Below are 19,050 nucleotides of genomic sequence, written 5' to 3'. Positions count from 1 at the left end.
TGCCGACGCGCGCTGAACATCAGCCCGGAAGTGTCTCGGCTGGATGCGGCGCAAAGTGATAGTTGTTTCTGCCCTTTCGTTTGGCTTCGTACATGGCCATATCGGCGGCGGCCAACAACGCGGCCGGCGTCGCTTGCACCGTTGCATCGCACAGTACGACGCCTACGCTCGTGGCTATCGTGACGTCGTGCTCGGACAGTTCGAACGGGCTGTTCAGCGCAATGCAGATCGATTCGGCGATGCTTCTCGCAGTGGCCTGATCGGCGACATCGTGGCAGACGATAACGAATTCGTCGCCCGCGAGGCGGCTCGTGAAATCGCTACTTCGCACCGTTTCCTTGAGGCGATGGCCGACTAGGCGCAACAGCTCGTCGCCCGTTTCGTGACCATATGCATCGTTGACCGGCTTGAAGCCGTCGAGGTCCAGGAAGAACACGGCAAGCGCTTGTCGTTTCGCCGCGTCGAGCCCGATGTGCTGCGCGAGATGCGCCAACAACGCACGACGGTTCGGCAGTCCAGTGAGCGGATCGCGCAATGCTTGCACCCTGAGTTCGCGTTCGGCGAGCCGACGGGCGGTGACGTCCTGCGCCAGCATGTAGAACCCGATCACTTCGCGGCCACGCGTATCCGGCACGAGCGAAACGCTCCACGTGCGACCTTCGACTTCGCGGTCCTCGACATCGTCGTGTTGAACGCGCTCTCCCGCGAGCGCGCGGCGAAACGAAGGCAGGAGCGTCCGATACACCGCACGCGGCATGACCGTGCCCACTGCCTGTCCGCGCATCGAGGCGATGTCGCGGTTCAGCAGCCGCCGGTAGCCCTCGTTGTTGAATTGATAGCGCAGTTCGCGATCGACGTAGGCGATCAGAACCGGCAAGCTGTCAGTGACCTTTTGAATCGCTTCGCGGCTCTCGATGATTTCGGCCTCGACACGCTTGCGCTCGCTCACATCCGTGATGAACGCGAAGAGCGTCTTGCCACTCGGCGTGGCCGCCGTCGAAATACGCAATTCCGCCGGGAACGTATCGCCTGAACGGCGCAGCGCCAGGACTTCGATAGCCTTGGACAGAATGACAGCGACGCCCGTGTGCAGGAAGCGCCGCATGCCTGCTTCGTGCGCGTCGCGCCACATTGGCGGAATGATCGTCCCGGCCATGAGCCGGCCCAATGCCTCGTGCCGCGCCCAGCCGAACATGTGTTCTGCCGCGTCGTTCCATTCGGTGATGTAACCGTCGCCGTCGATTGCGACATACGCATCTTGCGCATTGTCGATCACGGCCTGAAGGTGATGGTTCTGCGCACGCAGCATCGCCTCGGATGTCTCGCGGCGCGCGACTTCGCCGCGCAGTTGCACGTTCGTCGTGCGCAGCTCGGCGGTGCGCCTCGCCACTTGATCTTCGAGCGCGGCGCGATACTCGCGCTGGAACCGCTCGTTCTCCTTGCGCGCCTCGATGTCCTCGATCACCGCGATGACATGCAGAGGATCACCGTCATGCGTTCGCACGAGCGCGACGTGCAACTGCACCCACAAGTGAGTACCGTCCCTGCGCACATAACGCTTCTCGATCGTATAAGTAGCGATAACGCCCGCCACCAACTGACGGAGATGCTGCAGGTCCTGCTCCAGATCCTCCACGAAGGTGATCTGCTGGAACGTAAGCGATAACAGCTCGTCGGCGGTGTAGCCGAGCATCTGACACAGGTGGGAGTTCACTTCGATAAAGCGCCCGTCCAGCCCGACGACTGCGGTGCCGGTCGGCGTCTGCTCGAAGATAGTGCGAAAGCGCGCTTCAGAAAGACGGATGGCGTTCGCATCCGCTTGATGCAGCGCTCGCGCCGAGTGAGCCGTTTCGCGTGTTGCCAGTTCGCGCTCGACCGTGCGCGCAAGATCGCGCATGGCGGCGCGGGCGTCGGTCGATAGTACGCGCGGCACGGTGTCGATCGCGCAAAGCGTACCGATTGCGTGGCCTTCGGCGGAACGCAGCGGCACGCCCGCATAAAAGACGATCGACAGCGGTCCGGTGACGAGCGGGTTATCGCAAAACCGCGGATCGTTGCGAGCGTCTTCGACGACGAGCATGTCGCTTTCAAGCAGCGCGTGCGAGCAGAAAGCGATTCCGCGCGGCGTCTGGCAGGCCTCCAGCCCCACGCGTGACTTGAACCACTGCCGATGTTCATCGATCAGCGAGACGAGCGCGATCGGCACACCGAGCATATGCGCCAGCACGCGCGTGATGCGGTCGAATGCTTCTTCTGGAGCAGTATCGAGAATGGCGAGCCTGTGTAATACGCGCAGACGTTCGGTCTCGTTCGGCGGCAACGGAGCGACTTGCATGGATTTCGTGTAGGGCGGCACATGTATGAGCATTTCATTTTAATGCCAGTCGCCGATGGCAACGGCGCGTACCGTCGCGCACGCCGCCCTTTTCTGACAAACAGCTATCAAGATCGGTACGCGCGTCGCATAAGCGCCGCTGGTATGACCACGTCGTGGCGCGCGTGCTTCATCGCGCGGCATGGCGCTTCGAGTCGTGCTACCCGGTCTCTTCTCCTCGAGCGTGTCTTCGCGTACCAAAAAAACTGGTATGACCAGCTGATGTGAGATGGACAGTGGCAGCGGGTTGCTGCAAGAATTCGCGGCGTTCAGGCGTTGGATGCGCGCTTTGCATCCGCTCAATGGCGAGCGTTGGAAACGGCGACCGCCCTAACGAACATAAATCGAGACCCGGTTCGCGAAATCAGGGTCCGCACAAGGAGACACAATGACACCCGCGGTACCCGCAATTCCAGCTCCGGCTTTTTCGCAGCCGCTCACGCCAGTTGGGCACTCCCTGTTGCTTTCATTTCTCGTCGCGGCCGTGCCGATCGCGGTGGCGCTGATCATGCTCGGCCTGCTGCGCCGTCCTGCATGGCAGGCTTCGTTGGCCGGCTTGATCGCCGGGCTCGCCATTGCGGTAGGCGTCTGGAAGATGCCCGTCGGCATTGCGGTCGATTCGGTCGCCGCGGGCATGGCGCTCGCGCTTGTTCCCGTGATGTGGATCGTGGTGAACGCGCTTCTGCTCTATAACATCGCGGTGAAATCGGGGCGCTTCGATCAGTTTCGACAGTGGATGCTCGATCATTTGCCCAATGACCGACGCCTCGTGCTGCTCGTCGTCGCCTTTTCGTTCGGCTGCCTGCTGGAAGGGATCTCGGGCTTCGGCACGCCTATCGCGATCACGAGCGCGCTGCTCGTCGGGCTGGGCTTTCCGGCGCTGGAAGCCCTCACCTACACGCTGATCTTCAACACCGCTCCTGTCGCGTTCGGCGCGCTCGGTGTGCCGATTACCGTGCTGGGCGCTGTCTCGTCGCTTCCGGCGCCGACGCTCGCCGCGATGGTCGGCCGACAACTCCCCTTCTTCGCGTTGCTGCTGCCGTTCTATGTCGTCGGTGTCTACGGCGGCTTTCGCTCCATTCGCAAACTCTGGCCGGCTCTTCTTGCGTCGGGCGGGAGCTTCGCGGCCGCTCAGTTCGTCACGTCGAACTTCCTTGGTTACCAGTTGACGGACGTGCTTTCGTCCCTTACGTCGCTCGTGGTCACCATCGGCTTCCTGAAAGTGTGGCGGCCCGAGCCGGACCCCGAGTTCGCAGTCGTGCGCAGCGCGAGCGCCGAAAAGCCGGGCAAGCCCGTCGGTTTTGGCGGCTGGCTACCGTGGATCGTGGTGTCGGTCGTCGTGATCTTCTGGGTCCATGCCGACGTTGCGTCCATTGGCGACGTCAAGGTGCAGTGGCCCGGCTTGCATAACGTTGTTTTCGTGACGCTGTACAACAAGCCTTACGCCGCAGTGTGGGACTTCCAGCCGCTGGGAACGGGCACGGCCATTCTGGTTGCCGCGCTGATCACGGCCGTGTGGACGCGTACCGGTGTCGGCGCCTTCTTCGAGTGCGTCGTGAAGACGTGGCGTCAGACGCGCATCGCCATTCTCACGGTCATGATGATCGTGGGCCTCGCCTACCTGCTGAACTACTCGGGCATGAGCTACACGCTCGGCATGGGCGTCGCGTCGACGGGGGCACTGTTCCCGCTCGTCTCGGCATCGCTCGGATGGATCGCGGTGTTTCTGTCGGGCAGCGATACATCGGGCAATGCGCTCTTCGGCAATCTGCAGGTCGTGGCGGCGCGCCAGGTCGGTCTCGATCCGGTGCTGATGGCAGCCACCAATTCGTCGGGCGGCGTGATGGGCAAGATGATTTCGCCGCAGAACATCGCGACCGGTGTATCGACGACCGAACTGAAGGGCAAGGAAGGCCTCGTATTCGCCCGCACGTTCTGGCATAGCGTGTTCCTCACGCTCCTGCTCGGCGTGCTGGTCTTCCTGCAGCAGCACGTGCTGAGCTGGATGATTCCCGCGCTGCCGCATTGACCATCGAGAGGTAAGCCTTTCGTTGCATGGTCCGGTTGTTCTTCGCGCGTCGAGGGCGCTTCATACACGGAGCGCTTTCGACGCGCGGCTGTTTTAGTTATCGAAAGAGAGATTCCTTATGCAAACGAAACCTGTGATTTCCATCGACGACGTGACCCGCGTGCTTTCCGCTGCACAGGCCGAGGCCAACAAGCAGAACTGGCCTGTCGCGATCGCCGTGGTCGACGACGGAGGCCATTTGCTCGGCATGTTGCGTCTGGATGGATGCGCACCGATCGGCGCCGAAATCTCGATCGGCAAGGCCCGCACGGCAGCCGTGGGACGCCGTGAATCGAAGGCTTACGAAGACATGGTCAACGGCGGACGCACTGCCTTCACCACCGCGCCGATCGTCACCGCGCTCGAAGGCGGCGTGCCCCTCATTGCGGACGGTCACGTGGTCGGCGCTATCGGCGTCTCCGGAATGAAGCCCGCTGAAGATTCGCAGATCGCAAAGGCCGGCGCGGCAGCACTCGCCTAACGCGCATCCCTTCTCCCCGAGCATCGAGTCCTGCCGAGCGTGCGCGCTCGCAGCGACCAGCCTCGAATTGCAAGTCACCTTGGAGCAGTACATGACGGAAATGACTCAGCGCGACCGTCTCCGCGTCGCTGAGAAGCTCGCCCATTTCATCGAGACCGAGGCGCTGCCCGGCACCGGTGTCGACGTGGAGCAGTTCTGGCGCGGATTCGCCGCCATCGTTCACGACCTCGCACCGAAGAATCGCGCGCTGCTCGTCGAACGCGACCGGCTGCAGGCCGAACTCGACACATGGCACCGCGAGCATCCGGGCCCTGTGCGCGATCTGAACGCGTATCGCAGCTTCCTGGAGAGCATCGGCTATATCGTGCCGGCACCGGCGAAGTCGCAGGCAACGACGACCGGTGTGGATCGGGAAATCGCCGAACAAGCCGGCCCGCAACTGGTCGTGCCGCTGTCCAACCAGCGCTATGCGCTCAACGCCGCGAACGCACGCTGGGGCAGCCTCTACGACGCGCTGTATGGCACCGACGCGATCGATGACGCCGACGGCGCCGCCCGCTCGGCCGAGTACAACCCGAAGCGCGGCGCACGCGTCATTGCGTTCGCGCGCCGCTTTCTGGATCAGGCGGCACCGCTCGCTGACGGCTCGCATGCAGAAGCGACGAGCTACACGGTCGAGAACGGTAAGCTGGTCGTCTCGGTCAATGGGCGGACTACGGGCCTGAAGGACCCGGCTGCGTTCATCGGCTTCGTGGGCGAAGCGAACGCGCCGTCCGCCGTGCTGCTCAAACACAACGGCCTGCACTTCGAGATTCAGTTCGACGCGAACGATGTCATCGGTAAAACGGACGCCGCGCATGTGAAGGATGTGCTCATGGAAGCCGCCGTGAGCACGATCATCGACTGCGAAGATTCGGTTGCCGCCGTCGATGCCGACGACAAGGTGCAGTTGTATCGCAACTGGCTCGGCCTGATGACCGGCAAGCTCACCGAAGAAGTGACGAAGGGCGGCAAGACGTTCACGCGCCGCCTGAACGCCGACCGCGAATATACCGGCGCCGACGGCAAGCCCGTCACGTTGCATGGCCGCTCGCTGCTGTTCATCCGTAACGTCGGCCACTTGATGACAAACCCATCGGTGCTCGACGCCGAAGGCCGCGAGATCCCCGAAGGCATGCTTGATGGCGTCGTCACCACGCTGTGCGCCCTGCACGACCGCACGCACAAGCTGAACTCGCGCACCGGCTCCATCTATATCGTGAAGCCGAAGATGCACGGCCCCGCGGAAGTGGCGTTCGCGAGCGAGCTGTTCGGGCGGATCGAGGACTTGCTCGGCCTTCCGCGCAATACCATCAAGATGGGCATCATGGATGAGGAGCGCCGCACGAGCGTGAACCTCGCCGCTTGCATCGACGCAGCCGCTGCGCGCGTCGCGTTCATCAACACGGGTTTCCTCGACCGGACCGGCGACGAGATGCATACGTCGATGGAAGCAGGCCCGATGATGCGCAAGGGCGACATGAAGTCGAGCAAGTGGATCGCCGCCTACGAGCGCAGCAATGTGCTGACCGGTCTTGCCGCCGGCCTGCGCGGTCGCGCGCAGATCGGCAAGGGTATGTGGGCCATGCCCGACCTCATGCACGCGATGCTCGAACAGAAGATTGCTCACCCGAAGGCGGGCGCGAATACCGCGTGGGTTCCGTCGCCGACCGCTGCGACGCTGCATGCGCTTCACTATCATCAGGTCGACGTGCAGGACGTGCAGAAGGCGCTGGAGAGCACCGATCTCGCCGGCGTGCGCGACGAACTGCTCGATGGTCTGCTGACGATTCCCGTCGTCGAGCGTGCGGAGTGGACGCAAGACGAGATTCGCAGCGAAGTCGAGAACAACGCTCAGGGCATTCTCGGCTACGTGGTGCGCTGGATCGACCAGGGCGTGGGCTGCTCGAAGGTGCCCGATATCCACAACGTCGGCCTCATGGAAGACCGCGCCACGCTGCGCATTTCCAGCCAGCACATTGCGAACTGGCTGCATCATGGAGTCGTGACGCCGGAATTCGTGCGCGAAACCTTCGAGCGCATGGCCGAGGTCGTGGACAAGCAGAACGCAGGCGACCCCCACTATCAGCCGATGGCGCCCGCTTACGACAAGTCACTGGCGTTCAAGGCTGCATGGGCCCTCGTGGTTGACGGGCGCGCTCAGCCGAGCGGCTATACCGAGCCTCTGCTGCACGCGTTCAGAACGCAGCAAAAGCACTGAAGCGAAGCCCTTCGGGGCAAGTCTGACCTCGAAGGCTGGGTGAACCAGCCTTCGATCAGGACCATCCTTCGAGCCGCAGTGTCGAACGCACCAGCCGCTGCTCTTCCTGCTCGATCTCCGAAAAGCCGTCGCGCACGCTGCGAATATGCTGGCTGGCTGCGCGCCGCGCCTGCTCCGGCAACTGACCCGTGACCGCGTTGTAGAGCCGCGCGTGTTGCCTGTCGATCACCCGTTTATGCGGCTCGCGGTGATAGAGATTGTTCACGGACGCGAAAACGGAACTCAACATCAGGTCGTTGAGAAAGGACAGCGTATGAACGAGCACCGGATTATGCGATGCCTCGCAAATCGCCAGATGAAAGGCGTGATCGAGCCGCGCATGGGTTGAGGCGTCGGTGTCTTCGGAATCCGCTGCGAGCATGGCTTCGTAGCGGCGCTTGATCAGAAGGTGATCGGCTGCCGTGCCGCGCAATGCGGCCAGCCGGGCCGACTCGGCTTCGATCATCTCGCGCACCTCCAGCAGGTCATACAGCGTGCGCGGCTGCGAACTCAGCAGATGCATCATCGGTGTCTGGGCCGGCTCGACGGTCAGATTCGCCACGATCGATCCCTTTCCCTGCGATGTTTCGATCAGTCCGCGCGCACGCAGGACCTTCAGGCCTTCGCGCAATGCCGTGCGCGAGACACCGAGCTTTTCCGTGAGGCGACGTTCGGAGGGAAGCGCCTGGCCCTCTTTCAGCACGCCGTCGACAATCAATCGCTCGATGCGTTCGACCACGACATCGGCAAGATTCCGCTTCGTCTCTTCCATATCGCCTTGGCTCCATGACTGGTATTACCAGCCATGATCGTATCACGCCTCGCGGCCGGAAACGGCCATCCGAACCGCAAAAGAGCGCGCGGACGAGGAATCTGCCTCGGGCGAACCGCCGATAAACTGGTATTACCAGCTGGAAAAGCGTCGACAAACCGTCACGGACCCGTAAGAATCTTCGCCAATATGCGCTTGGACAGGGATCGCTACGCTGTCCGCAAGGAGACACCGCATGACCTACGCTTACGATGAACGTATCGACGGCCCGCTCGTCGATCAGGATAAAGCCAAGATCGTCCGCGAGCTGCAATCGCTGGCGCCCGGTCTTCAGCTCTTGCACGAAAAAGAAGACCTCCGTCCGTTCGAATGCGACGGACTGTCCGCGTACCGCATCACGCCGATGCTCGTTGCCTTGCCCGGCACGGTCGATGAAGTGCAGACGCTGCTTGCCTATGCGTCGGCGAATCGCATTCCGGTCGTGGCGCGCGGCGCGGGCACCGGGCTTTCGGGCGGCGCGCTGCCGCTCGAAAAAGGCATTCTGCTCGTGATGGCGCGCTTCAACCGCATTCTCGAACTCGACCCCGAAGCGTCCGTCGCGCGGGTACAGCCCGGCGTGCGCAATCTCGCGATCTCGCAGGCAGCGGCGCCGCACGGTCTTTATTACGCGCCCGATCCGTCGTCGCAAATCGCCTGCTCGATCGGCGGCAATGTCGCGGAGAACGCGGGCGGCGTCCACTGCCTCAAATACGGGCTCACGGTCCACAACATCCTGAAAGTGGACATCGTGACGATCGACGGTGAACGCGTGACGCTCGGCTCCGAAGCGCTCGATTCACCGGGATTCGACCTGCTGGCGCTCATCACCGGATCGGAAGGCATGCTCGGCGTGGTCGTCGAGGTCACGGTCAAGCTGCTCGCGAAGCCGCAGAGCGCCAAGGTGCTGCTCGCGAGTTTCGACGACGTCGAGCGCGCCGGCGATGCCGTGGCGCAGATCATCGGCGCGGGCGTGATTCCGGGCGGCCTCGAAATGATGGACAACCTCGCCATCCGCGCGGCCGAGGACTTCATTCACGCAGGCTATCCGGTCGATGCCGAAGCGCTCCTGCTGTGCGAAGTAGACGGCGCGGAGTCGGACGTGCAGGAAGACTGCGAGCGCGTCGAAGCGCTTCTGCGGGCCGCGGGCGCGACCGATATCCGCCTCGCCGCGAACGAAGCAGAACGCCAGCGATTCTGGGCGGGCCGCAAGAACGCGTTCCCGGCCGTGGGCCGCATTTCGCCGGACTACTACTGCATGGACGGCACGATTCCGCGCCGCGAATTGTCGCGCGTGTTGCGCGGCATCGCGGCGCTATCGCAAGAGCACGGTCTGCGCGTGGCGAACGTCTTCCATGCGGGCGACGGCAACATGCATCCGCTGATTCTGTTCGATGCCAACGCGCCCGGCGAAACCGAGCGCGCCGAAGCCATCGGCGCACGCATCCTGGAACTTTGCGTCGAAGTGGGCGGCAGCATCACCGGCGAGCATGGCGTCGGACGCGAGAAGATCAATCAAATGTGCGCGCAGTTCAACGCCGACGAACTGACCTTCTTCCACGCGGTCAAGGCGGCGTTCGATCCCGCCGGCCTGCTCAATCCCGGCAAGAACGTGCCGACGCTGCATCGCTGCGCCGAATTCGGCTCGATGCATGTCCATCACGGCGCACTGCCCTTTCCCGAACTGGAGCGTTTCTGATGCGGCGCGATTCCATCACCCACGACGATAGCGCGCGTCTCGTCGAAGAAGTGCAGGCCGCGATTGATTCGAAAGAGCCGCTCTTCATTCGCGGCGCATCGAGCAAGGCGTTCCTCGGCCGTCCGGCCGCGCCGCGCTCGCGAGAGATCGACACGCGTTCGCATCGCGGCATCGTCAGCTATGACCCGAGCGAGCTGGTGATTACCGCGCGCGCGGGAACGCCGCTCGCCGAACTCAACGCCGCACTGGACGACGCCAATCAAATGCTGCCCTGCGAGCCGCCGACCTATGGCGGCCAGGCGACGGTAGGCGGCGCGGTCGCCGCAGGTCTCTCCGGGCCGCGCCGCCCGTGGTCCGGCTCCGTGCGCGACTTCGTGCTGGGATGCCGGGTCGTGACAGGCGAAGGCAAGCATCTGCGTTTCGGCGGTCAGGTCATGAAGAACGTCGCGGGCTTCGATGTTTCGCGGCTCATCAGCGGCAGCTTCGGTTGCCTCGGACTCCTCACTGAAGTCTCGTTGAAGGTGCTGCCGAAGCCGCGTGCATCCGCGAGTCTCGTCATTGCGATGGAAGCGAGCGATGCGATGCGCGAACTGTCGGCGTGGCGTCGCGCCGCGTTGCCGTTGAGCGGCGCGTGCTTCATCGACGATGCGCTGCACGTGCGTCTCGAAGGCGGCACGGGACTGGTTCGATCCGCCGTCGATCGCATTGGCGGAAAGAAACTCGATGCACGCTTCTGGGACGACCTGCGCGATCAGCGGCTTGCGTTCTTCGATGATCGCCGTCCGCTTTGGCGTGTGTCGCTGCCTAACGCGACGCCGCTCGTGGAACTGCCGGGCGCCGTGCTGCTCGACTGGGCCGGCGCGCAACGCTGGCTCAAGAGCGATGCGAGCGCAGCCGACATTCGCGCGATCGCAAGCGCGGCCGGCGGTCATGCCACCTGCTTCACTCCGCATGGCGGCGTCGAGCCGTTCCATCCGATTCCTTCGCCATTGATGCAACTGCATCGACAACTGAAAGCGCGCCTCGATCCGCACGGCATCTTCAATCCGGGCCGGATGTACGCAGACTATTGAACATCGAGCGCCGGAGACTTTCACACCATGCAAACGAATCTCAGCAATCAGGCTCTCTCACTCCCGCGCGCGAAAGAAGCGGAGGACATTCTTCGCACGTGTGTGCATTGCGGCTTCTGCAACGCGACGTGTCCGACGTATCAACTGCTCGGCAACGAACTGGATGGTCCGCGCGGACGCATCTATCTCATCAAGCAGATGCTCGAAGGCGAGCCCGTCAGCGACAAGACGCAACTGCACCTCGATCGCTGCCTCACGTGCCGCAACTGCGAAACGACGTGTCCGTCCGGGGTGAAGTATCACTCGCTGCTCGATATCGGCCGCGACATGCTGGACCGAAGCGTCGAGCGGCCGCTGGCGCAACGCGTGATGCGTAGCGGGCTGCGCAAGGTCATTCCGCGCCCGCGCGCGTTCGGCGCCATGCTCAAGGCGGGTCAGCTTCTGCGCGGCGCATTGCCGTCGACCATCGCCGACAAGATTCCGCATAACGTGATCAGCGCGGGGACGCGCCCGCCCGTGCGGCACGAGCGCCGCATGCTGATACTCGAAGGCTGCGCACAGCGCTCGCTTTCGCCGAACACCAATGCGGCGACCGCGCGCGTGCTCGATCGTCTGGGCGTCAGCATCGAGGCCGTGTCGGAGGCGGGTTGCTGCGGGGCCGTCGACTATCACCTCGATGCGCAAAACGCGGGCCTCGATCGCGCGCGGCGCAACATCGACGCGTGGTGGCCGAAGATCGCGGCCGGCGCGGAAGGCATCATTCAAACCGCGAGCGGCTGTGGCGCGTTCGTCAAGGAGTATGGCCATTTGCTGCGCGACGATCCTGCCTATGCGGAGAAGGCGCGTCGCGTGAGCGAGCTGGCGTGCGACATCGGCGAAGCACTCGCGCGCTTGCCTATCGAAAGTCTGTCGGTCAAACCGGACAAGCGCGTCGCGTTCCACTGCCCATGCACGCTGCAGCATGCTCAGAAACTCGGCGGCTCCATCGAAGGCTTGCTCACCCGGCTCGGATTCACGCTCACGGGCGTGCCCGACGCGCATTTGTGCTGCGGATCGGCGGGGACGTATGCATTCACGCAGCCCGAGCTTTCCCGCAAGCTTCGCGACAACAAGCTCGATGCGCTCGAAAGCGGCAAGCCCGATGTCATCGCGACCGCGAACATCGGATGTCAAACGCATCTCGGCGGCGCGGGCCGCACGGCGGTACGTCACTGGATCGAGATCGTCGACGAGGCCATCGCGTGAACGCCGAATCACCTTATTGACCACCATAGCGAGAGACTGGAGACAATGACAAACACCGGACGTCCTGAGAAAACCGCGAGCGACCGGGCGGCGCTCGAAGACCGCGCTTACTCGAAAGCCGCCTGGCGGCTTCTGCCCTTCCTGTTCCTGTGCTACGTCGCGGCGTATCTCGACCGCGTGAACGTCGGCTTCGCGAAGCTGCAAATGCTCAGCGACCTCGGATTCAGCGACACCGTATACGGACTCGGTGCGGGCATCTTTTTCATCGGCTATTTTTTGTTCGAAGTGCCGAGCAATATCATCATGCATCGCGTCGGCGCACGGTTGTGGATCGCGCGAATCATGATCACGTGGGCCGTCATTTCGGCGGCGTCGCTTTTCGTGAAGACGCCCACGATGTTCTACATCATGCGTTTTCTGCTGGGCGTGGCCGAGGCCGGCTTCTTTCCGGGCATCGTGCTGTATCTGACCTACTGGTTCCCCGCCGTGCGGCGCTCGCGCATGAACGCGCTTTTCATGATCGGCATTCCGGTGGCCGGCGTTGTCGGCGGGCCGCTGTCGGGCTGGATCATGTCCGCGTTTCAGGGCGTGGGCGGCTGGTCGAACTGGCAATGGCTGTTCGTGCTCGAAGCGATTCCGTCGGCTCTGCTCGGCGTCGTCACGCTGATCTGTCTGCCGGACAGCATCGGGGCGGCCAAATGGCTCAGTGAAGAAGAGAAGCGCTTGCTGGAAGCGAACATCCAGCGCGACGATGCAGGGAAGAACCAACATTCCGTGAGCACCGTGTTTTCGGATCTGCGCATCTGGAAGATGGCGGTTATTTACTTCTGCTGCATGATGGGCCTCTATGGCATCAGCTTCTATCTGCCGACGCTCGTCAAGGCGACCGGTGTGCAGAGTGCGCTCGAAGTCGGCCTGCTCACGGCTATTCCCTACGCATGCGCTGTCGCCAGCATGTTGTTCGTTGCGCGCAGTTCGGACCGCACAGGCGAGCGCCGTTGGCACTTCGCCATTCCTGCCGCGCTTGCGGGCATCGGGCTCTTCGTCAGCACGCAGGCGAACACCAACGTTGCCGTTGCGATGCTCGCGCTCACCGTCGGCACCGCCGGCATGCTTGCCACCATGCCGGTCTTCTGGACTTATCCCAGCTCGATCCTCGCCGGAGGCTCCGCTGCCGCCGCGATCGGCATGATCAACTCGATCGGCAATCTTGCGGGATTCGCGAGCGCATCGATCATCGGCTGGCTGAAGGACGTCACGCACAGCACGAACGCCGGCATCTACTGCGTCTCCGGTGCGCTGATTTTCGGCGCCGTGCTTGCGCTGCTGGGCAAGCGGCAGGCGCTCAATGCTTCGCGTCCGGTGACTGGTTGAGCAGCGGTTTATTTCGACGAACGCCCGCATTGGGCACGCCGATTAGCGCCTCCGGCGACAACGCGGCGACTGCCCGCATGTCTTTTGGCTGACACTTGGCCCGTTGTATTTCACTCGCCGCTCGGCTACCGTCCCCAGCCGACGCGGCCACGATCCCGCGATTCAAACGTCTGAGGCACGCGTCGTCATCGATGCGTGCCGACCCCACGACGTAACGACTGTTGATCGCTCGATGCGATTTGTCTAAACGACAATCAATCGCGCCCGTCCGTCTTGTGTTGCCTCGTGTAGTCCGCACACGCAGAAACAAGACATCAGAATTCCTTACAGCCCTGCGCCCGGCGCGGCACTGCTGTCCAGCAGAAGACCATCAACTTTGACACGCGGCTGCCGTTATAACGGAGCAGTAAAGCGTGGGACGACCCTGTTTCACATCAAGGACGTATTGAGGTGCTACAAGCGTCAGCCAGCAGTTGATGAGGCTTGCACAGGAATTGGAACGGACGTGAGTAGATTGCAGACTATTTCAAGGTGCCTCGGGCGATTCGTCTCCGCCCGAAGCGGCGCGCCGTATCGCGCGCTCATCCTGCTGCCCATGCTGACCGTGCTGATCCTTGCCATGCTGTGGGTGACGATCCTGGACAGACTGCGTGCAGAAAAAGCCGCCGCGATCCACGATGCGCACGTCGCCGCGCGAATAGAAGCAAGGGCGCTGGAAACGCATACGCTGAAGACGATCCACGACGTCGACGAAATCGCCTTGTTCGTGAAGTACGGGTACGAGACATCGCCCGCCACGTTCGACCTTAAAAAGTATCAGGCCTACGGACTCGTCACGGCCGACACCGCGTTGCAGGTGACGATCGCGGGCGCGGACGGACGCGTGATCGTATCGACCCTGCCGTTTTCCGGTGACGTCGACTTGAGCGACCGCGGCCACTTCCGCGTGCATCGCGAGCGCGCGGATGTCGGGCTTTATCTGAGTCCACCGGTCCTCGGCCGGATCTCGCGTCAGGTGTCGATACAGGCGACACGGCGCATCACCCGCCCGGACGGCAGCTTCGGCGGCGTCGTGGTCGTGTCGGAGGACCCGGCGTGGCTCACCGACGGCTTCTATACGCGCACTGCGCTCGGGCAGCGCGGCATGATCGCGGTGCTGTCGAACCGTGGCTTCATGCTGTCGCGCCGCGCGGGCGATGCGCCCAGCCGCACCGGCGATACATTGCCGAACGCCTACATCGGTGCCCGAACTGACAGCGAAGAATCCATCGATCCGATCGACCACGTCGAGCGCATCGTCGCGACGCGCGTGGTCGGACAGTACGGATTGACGGTGGTAGCCGGCCTGTCAGTGTCGGAAGCGCTCGACGACTACATCCGGATGCGCAACGTCTACGTGACGATGGCGGCCGTCATCTCCCTGATTCTCGTCGGGTTGTCGACGTGGATCACCGCACTCATCGTCAAGCTGGTCAAGGGAAAAGAAGCGTTGCGGCGGCTCGCGCACACCGACCGGCTCACGGGCCTGCCGAACCGCGGCCACATCATGGACCGGCTCGAAGCGGCCATTGCGAAGCCCCATGCCGCCGGGCGCGTTGCCGTTATCTTCGTGGATCTCGACCGCTTCAAGGAACTGAACGATACCTTCGGGCATCAGCTCGGCGATGTCATCCTTGGCGAGATCGCGCGGCGTCTGACCGATGCGACGCGCGGCGTCGCGCGAATCGGACGGCTGGGCGGCGACGAGTTTCTCGTCATCGTCGAAGACGATTCTGCGCGCGAAGCCGCATCGCGGATTGGTGCCGGCATCACGTCCGCGCTGAAAGCACCCTTCGACGTGCAGGGCGCCGACTACAGCGTGAGCGCAAGTCTCGGCGTGGCGGTGCTTCAGCCCGGCGACCGCGCGTTCGATCTGGTGAATACGGCGGACCGGGCGATGTACGACGCGAAGGAGCGCGGCCGGCGAATCAGCTTGACGTCGATGTCGGTTGAGTGTGCCGGGGCGCTCAACCACCTGTGAACCGTACACGCGGCATTCGCGTGCATTCCGAAAAACCATGTTTCGAATCGTCAGTTCGCTTCTTGCCAAGCCGGCGCTGTTCATTTACGCCGGCATCGGAATCACGCTCGCGACCACGGGCGTCACGGTCTTCTCGCTCTACGAAATGAGGCTCGATGCAATGGCGCAGGCGCGCGATGCCGCGCAGAACCTGGTCATTTCGTTGCAGAAGGAAATCGAGCACAACCTCGACGTCTACCAGCTCGCCATGCGCGACGTCGCGGCGAGCGTCCAGACCGCCAACATCGCGCAGCTTCCTCCGAAAGTCCGGCAGCGCGTCGCGTTCGGTTCGCTGCGCGATGCAAAGGAACTCGGGGTCCTGTTCGCGACGGATGCCGAAGGCAACCTCGTGCTCGACTCACGTTCGCTCGATCCGCGCAAGGTCAGTGTAAAAGACCGCGATTACTTCCAGGTCCATCAGCGGCAGAAGGATGCCGATCTCTATATCAGCGCCCCTTTCCTGCCATACGTTTCCGACCACACAACGCCGCGGATCGCACTGAGCCGGCGGCTCGAGGACAAGAACGGCGATTTCGCGGGCATCGTCGCCGGGACGGTAAAGCTCAGCTACTTCCGGCAGCTTTTCGAGGACTCGATACTCGGTAGGCACGACACGATCACCCTGCTCCGAACTGACGGAACCGTGCTCATGCGGCAACCGTTTCATGAGGCGGACATCGGTCAGTCGCTCGCGGGCGGCCGCGCGTTCCCGCCTCTCGTGCAAGCCGACAACGGCATCTATATCGGCATGGCCGTGCTCGATCACATCGAGCGGCTCTATGCCTTCCGGCGTATCGGCGGCTATCCGATCATCGTCGTCGTGGGTTTTTCAACAGACGATATCTATGCGGGATGGCACAAGCGGGCCATTGCCATTGGCGTCGTCAGCGCCATTCTCAATGCGCTCTTCATCCTGTTGTCACTCATGTTCAGCAAGCAACTGAGCAAGAGACTTTCGATGGAGCGCCGCTTGCAGCGACTCGCGTGGTTCGATTCGCTCACGGGTGTGCCCAACCGCGCGAAGCTTCACAAGGAAGCGCTGCGAATTCTCACCGGCGCTAACCGGCACGGCTCGACGCTCGCGGTGCTGTTCATCGATCTGGACCGTTTCAAGCGTGTGAACGACACGCAGGGGCACGCCGCCGGCGACGAAGTCCTGACCGAAATCGCACGGCGCCTGCAGCGCCTGCTTCAGATTGGCGATGTGATCGGTCGCCTTGGCGGAGATGAGTTCCTCGTTATCCTCGACGATTGCGACGTGCTGAAAGCCAAACAGGTCGCGGGCCGCATTCTGCACGCCGTGTATCAACCCATCGTCATTGATTCGCAGCAGGACACCCGCATCACGATCAGCGCGAGCATAGGCATTGCGCTCTCTCCGCACGACGGCGAAGAGACCGACATCCTGCTTCGCAACGCGGATCTGGCGATGTATCAGGCGAAGAGCGCGGGACGCAACCAGGTGCGCTTCTATGCTCCGGAGTACGAGCGCGAGGCGAGGGAGCAACTCGAGCTGGAGATAGCGCTGCAGCGGGCATTGCGAGGGAACGCGCTGAGCGTGGCTTACCAGCCCAAGGTCGATGCCGAAGGTGCGCTGTGTGGCGTCGAAGCGCTCGTGCGGTGGAACAAGGAGGGAGAGAACAGCGTTGCGCCGGACCGGTTCATCGCGATCGCGGAGGAAAGCGGCCTGATCTCGGAGATGGATGCGTGGGTGATGGTCGAGGCGTGCAGGCAGCTGGCCGAGTGGCGAGCCGACGGCCTCGATGTTCCCAACATCTCGGTGAATGTCTGCGCCGCTGATTTCAAGCGTCCGGATTACCCGGGCTTTCTCACCGATGTGCTTCAGTCTCACGGCCTGGTCGCGGCCGACCTCACGCTCGAATTGACCGAGCGTGTTCTGTTCGACGAATCGGCTGACGACATCCGCAAGTCGCTCGATGCGATCCATGCGCTCGGCATCGCACTGTCTATCGACGATTTCGGCACGGGCTACTCGTCGCTGAGTTATCTGCACCGGTTCGCGGTGAAGGAACTGAAAATCGACAAGAGCTTCGTGCAAAGCATCGGCAGCGACGAGAAGGCGGAATCGCTGGCGCAATCGCTGATTCACATCGGCAAGATTTTGAAACTGACCGTGACTGCAGAAGGCGTGGAGACGCGTGCGCAGCGCGACTTTCTGGACACGCACGGCTGTCATTTGTATCAGGGGTTTTTGTTCTCGCGGCCGCTCGCGCCGCGCGATTTCGCGTGCTGGTTGCGGGAGCGTCGGCGGTGTGTGTCGTTTGGCGAATCAAAGCTTCTTGTTGTTCCGGTGGCGGGGGTTCTTGGGTAGATGGCGATGGCGGATGGGCAGGAAGCGGAATGGAGCGGTGGCGATTGCGGACGTTCGACTATGAGACGCTTGCGGGTCTGCCGGGTGACGCCTATAACTCCAAAGGACCCATTTCGCTGAATGAATCTGAGCGGGAGCGAGAAGATCATGAACCTCGAAACCGTACGAGTTTTCATCATGACGCGGGGCGTCGACTTCGCGATTATGGTTCTCGGCGCGATCGCAGTGTGGATCGTGGGGCGCTGGCTCATCAACCTCGTCACCAGCACGATGCGCAAGCTCCTTGCGCGCAATGGCCGCGTCGATCCGACGCTCGCGCATTACCTCGGATCGATCCTCGGCGTCATTCTTAATCTGCTGCTGGTTCTCGCGATTTTGCAGATCTTCGGTGTTCAGACGACGTCGTTTGCCGCGTTGCTTGCGGGCTTAGGTTTGGCCATCGGCACGGCATGGGGCGGGCTGCTCGCACACTTCGCCGCGGGCGTATTCATGCAAGTGCTGCGGCCGTTCAAAGTGGGCGACTTCGTGACCGCAGGCGGCGTGACCGGTACGGTCACGGAAACGGGTCTCTTCGGCACGACAATTACGACGCCCGACAACGTTGCGGCAATCGTCGGGAACAACAAGATCTTTTCCGACACGATCTGGAACTTCAGCATGTTGCCGCATCGGCGCGTGGAACTTACTGCGAAAGTCGCGAATGGCGTCGATGTGCTCGATGCCATCGCGCGGTTGAAGGCCGCGGTCCCCAGAATCCCAAACGTGGCGGAGACGCCCGCGCCGGACGTCGAAGTGCTGTCCTTTACTCCGGAAGGACCGCTCCTATGCGTACGGCCGTACACAAATACGGCTAACTACTGGCAGGTCTACTTCGACACGAATCGCATCATCATCGAAACGTTCAAGGAAGCGGGATATCCGACGCCGGAAACGCCCGTCGTGCGGCGAGCGGCGCCCGAAGCCCACGTGACGCAAATGCCGCCACAACCGCTTTACGGAGATCGTGCGGCCTGATTCCGTCTGCCGCAGGGGTGCCGCGCTACTACAACGCAAGCTGGGCTTCGACACAAAAGCCCCGTCTGGTTCATCACCTACTCGAATTGAGCGCGCGAATATCTGAGTCCGAACATTGCGGGTTTCAGGGTCGGCGGGCTGTACGGTTTCTCCAATCAGGCGGGCGGATTCGCGAACAATCGCGCGTATAGCTTCGGCATGTCGTATGTATTGGGGGCGTGGAA

General features: G+C 62.7%; 12 protein-coding genes and 1 pseudogene. 11 read left to right on the top strand and 2 right to left on the bottom strand.

The annotated features are described in order from the left end of the window. Positions 1-19 precede the first annotated feature (19 nt). Positions 20-2,335 (bottom strand): PAS domain S-box protein, encoded by a 2,316-nt coding sequence (locus AWB72_RS22580; RefSeq protein ID WP_159459394.1) that lies wholly within the window; start codon positions 2,333-2,335, stop codon positions 20-22. Positions 2,336-2,762: 427 nt separating this feature from the next. Between AWB72_RS22580 and AWB72_RS22575 the strand changes: the two genes are divergently transcribed. The 3 genes from AWB72_RS22575 (at position 2,763) to AWB72_RS22565 (ending at position 7,183) form a co-directional block, all read left to right on the top strand. After that, on the top strand, positions 2,763-4,403 hold the full coding sequence (locus tag AWB72_RS22575; RefSeq protein WP_040053601.1) for an L-lactate permease: 1,641 nt from the start codon (positions 2,763-2,765) through the stop codon (positions 4,401-4,403). Between the two features lie 118 nt (positions 4,404-4,521). Further along, positions 4,522-4,923 (top strand): heme-binding protein, encoded by a 402-nt coding sequence (locus AWB72_RS22570; protein WP_040053600.1) that lies wholly within the window; start codon positions 4,522-4,524, stop codon positions 4,921-4,923. Between the two features lie 91 nt (positions 4,924-5,014). After that, complete coding sequence (locus tag AWB72_RS22565; protein WP_040053599.1) at positions 5,015-7,183, top strand: malate synthase G; 2,169 nt, start codon at positions 5,015-5,017, stop codon at positions 7,181-7,183. Positions 7,184-7,238: 55 nt separating this feature from the next. Here the strand turns inward: AWB72_RS22565 and glcC are convergent, their stop codons facing one another. After that, positions 7,239-7,994 carry a transcriptional regulator GlcC gene (gene glcC, locus AWB72_RS22560; protein ID WP_040053598.1) on the bottom strand — a complete coding sequence of 252 codons (756 nt, stop codon included), beginning with the start codon at positions 7,992-7,994 and terminating at the stop codon, positions 7,239-7,241. Between the two features lie 235 nt (positions 7,995-8,229). Here glcC and glcD point away from each other — a divergent pair, with 235 nt between their 5' ends. From glcD to AWB72_RS29530, 8 genes and pseudogenes are all read left to right on the top strand, one after another. Next, positions 8,230-9,729, top strand: a complete 1,500-nt coding sequence (glcD, locus tag AWB72_RS22555; RefSeq protein ID WP_040053597.1) for a glycolate oxidase subunit GlcD — start codon at positions 8,230-8,232, stop codon at positions 9,727-9,729. After that, positions 9,729-10,802: a glycolate oxidase subunit GlcE gene (glcE, locus tag AWB72_RS22550; protein WP_040053596.1), complete on the top strand. Its 1,074-nt coding sequence runs from the start codon at positions 9,729-9,731 to the stop codon at positions 10,800-10,802. Before glcD ends, glcE begins: the two co-directional genes overlap by 1 nt. Before the next feature lie 27 nt (positions 10,803-10,829). Further along, positions 10,830-12,047 carry a glycolate oxidase subunit GlcF gene (gene glcF, locus AWB72_RS22545; protein WP_040053595.1) on the top strand — a complete coding sequence of 406 codons (1,218 nt, stop codon included), beginning with the start codon at positions 10,830-10,832 and terminating at the stop codon, positions 12,045-12,047. A gap of 45 nt (positions 12,048-12,092) precedes the next feature. Then, on the top strand, positions 12,093-13,421 hold the full coding sequence (locus AWB72_RS22540; protein ID WP_040053594.1) for an MFS transporter: 1,329 nt from the start codon (positions 12,093-12,095) through the stop codon (positions 13,419-13,421). Positions 13,422-13,926: 505 nt separating this feature from the next. Further along, positions 13,927-15,441, top strand: a complete 1,515-nt coding sequence (locus tag AWB72_RS22535; protein ID WP_052450170.1) for a sensor domain-containing diguanylate cyclase — start codon at positions 13,927-13,929, stop codon at positions 15,439-15,441. Positions 15,442-15,601: 160 nt separating this feature from the next. After that, positions 15,602-17,812 carry a bifunctional diguanylate cyclase/phosphodiesterase gene (locus AWB72_RS22530; RefSeq protein WP_159459393.1) on the top strand — a complete coding sequence of 737 codons (2,211 nt, stop codon included), beginning with the start codon at positions 15,602-15,604 and terminating at the stop codon, positions 17,810-17,812. 147 nt (positions 17,813-17,959) lie between these two features. After that, positions 17,960-18,826 (top strand): mechanosensitive ion channel family protein, encoded by an 867-nt coding sequence (locus AWB72_RS22525; RefSeq protein WP_052450187.1) that lies wholly within the window; start codon positions 17,960-17,962, stop codon positions 18,824-18,826. A 96-nt stretch (positions 18,827-18,922) separates the two neighbouring features. Next, positions 18,923-19,050 (top strand): annotated as a pseudogene (locus tag AWB72_RS29530) (porin); the annotation flags it as partial.

Source organism: Caballeronia concitans, from assembly GCF_001544615.1.
Lineage (GTDB): Bacteria > Pseudomonadota > Gammaproteobacteria > Burkholderiales > Burkholderiaceae > Caballeronia > Caballeronia concitans.
The sequence above is the reverse complement of the archived record's forward strand: the minus strand, read 5'-3'. Positions and strand labels throughout refer to the sequence as shown.